Below are 1,525 nucleotides of genomic sequence, written 5' to 3'. Positions count from 1 at the left end.
CTACCAGGATGCCGGCGAAATCACCTTGGGCATCAAGTCGGCGGTAGACGCCACCGGCGCTGCCTTCGAGAACCTGCAGTTGGGCGGTGACGCTTCGGTCAAGGTGACCGACACCATCGACGAAGTGGTAGCCAAGCTGACCGCGACGCCTTCGGTTACCGAAGGTGGCGAGATCACCTACACCATCACGCTGACCAACAAAGACGGTCTGCCGATCAACAACCATTCGGAGCTGTACTTCAAGCTGACCGATGGCACCACTGTTGTCGTCGCGGCTAACAGCACCACCGGTTCGGCCACTGCAACCGCGCCGGATAACGTCTATGTCGGGACTAACCAGCCGGTGGTGAATGCCATCGACGCCGTCAGCGGCGCGGACGCGTGGAAGTTTGAAAACCTGAACCTGGACAAGACCCCGGTCAGCACCCAGGTTACCGACGAACCAGGCACCCCAGGCAACGAAGGCGACCTGGTCAAGGTCACCATCACGGCCGACCAGACTTCGGTGGCGGAAAACGTCAAACCGACGTTCACCGTACACGTCAACCAACCGCTGGACCACGACCTGGTCGTGACCCTGAGCAACAATGCCCAGGTCACCATCAAGGCGGGCGACACCAGCGCGCCATACGAGCACGCTGCACAAGGCGATGACGTTTACAATGACGCTGGCCAGATCAGCCTGGGCATCAATTCGGCTGTAGACGCCACCGGCGCTACCTTCGAGAACCTGCAACTGGGCGGTGCGGCCACTGTTCAAGTGACCGATACCACCGACGAAGTCGTGGCGAAGCTGACCGCGACCCCTTCGGTCACCGAAGGCGGCGAGATCACCTACACCATCACGCTGACCAACAAAGACGGTCTGCCGATCAACAACCATGGCGCCCTGACCTTCACGCTGAGCGACGGCAAAACCGTCATCACCGTACCGGCCAACGGCACTACCGGTTCGATCACCGTGACTGCTCCGGACAACGTTTACGTTGGCAGCAACACCCCGGTGGTACAGTCGATCGCAACTGTTGCTGGCGCTGACGTCGGCAAGTTCGAGCAACTGACCCTGGACAAAACCCCGGTCAGCACCACCGTTACTGACGAGCCAGGCACTCCGGGCAACGAAGGCGACCTGGTCAAGGTCACCATCACGGCCGACCAGACTTCGGTGGCCGAGAACGTCAAACCGACGTTCACCGTGCACATCAACCAGCCGTTGGACCATGACCTAGTCGTGACCCTGAGCAACAATGCCCAGGTCACCATTAAGGCTGGCGACACCAGCGCGCCGTACGAGCACGCTGCGCAGGGCGATGACGTTTACCAGGATGCTGGCGAAATCACTCTAGGCATCAAGTCGGCGGTAGACGCCACTGGCGCTACCTTCGAGAACCTGCAACTGGGCGGTGCGGCCACCGTTCAAGTGACCGACACCATCGACGAAGTTGTGGCCAAGCTGACCGCAAGCCAGTCGGTCACCGAAGGCGGCGAGATCACCTACACCATCACGCTGACCAACAAAGACGGT

The 1,525-nt window shown here is 60.6% G+C and carries 1 protein-coding gene; it reads left to right on the top strand.

The window, feature by feature from the left end; translation table 11 throughout:
• Positions 1-1,525: immunoglobulin-like domain-containing protein (locus tag ABI582_RS28605; protein WP_442120980.1), on the top strand; the 1,525-nt coding region annotated here is incomplete at both ends.

The organism is Pseudomonas sp. SAS7 (genome assembly GCF_052112345.1).
Lineage (GTDB): Bacteria > Pseudomonadota > Gammaproteobacteria > Pseudomonadales > Pseudomonadaceae > Aquipseudomonas > Aquipseudomonas putida_Q.
The sequence above is the reverse complement of the archived record's forward strand: the minus strand, read 5'-3'. Positions and strand labels throughout refer to the sequence as shown.